Origin of the sequence: Halorhodospira sp. 9622, from assembly GCF_022228025.1 — a bacterium.
GTDB lineage: Bacteria > Pseudomonadota > Gammaproteobacteria > Nitrococcales > Halorhodospiraceae > Halorhodospira > Halorhodospira halophila_A.
In genome coordinates this window covers 1-337 of record NZ_JAJNRE010000117.1, presented here as the reverse complement: position 1 = coordinate 337, position 337 = coordinate 1, and the positions used below count along the sequence as shown (strand labels likewise).

General features: G+C 68.0%; 1 protein-coding gene. It reads right to left on the bottom strand.

The features are described from left to right. Positions 1–337, bottom strand: a 337-nt coding sequence (locus LRG07_RS13850; protein WP_238642794.1) for a tetratricopeptide repeat protein, incomplete at both ends; no start/stop codon positions are given.

Below are 337 nucleotides of genomic sequence, written 5' to 3'. Positions count from 1 at the left end.
TGCGCTCACGCTCTCCGGATCCCGTTCAATCACTCCATCGAGCAGGTCGACCGCCTCATCCACGGCGCCGGCGTCACGCCGGATGCGCGCCTTGAGGATCCGCGCCGGGGCAAAATCCCCCTGCACGGCTAAAGCCTGCTCCAGGTGGTGCTCGACGGCCGCGTACTCCTCAAGCTTGAGCTGCACCATGGCGAGCTGTGTGTGGAGCTGCGCGGAGTTGCCGCCTCGCTCAAGGGTCGCCTGCAGGTGCTCGGCTGCCTCGGCGAAACGCTCGCGCTTCTCAGCAATGGATCCGAGAGCATGCGCCACGCCCGCCGAGCGCGGATGCCGCTCCGCA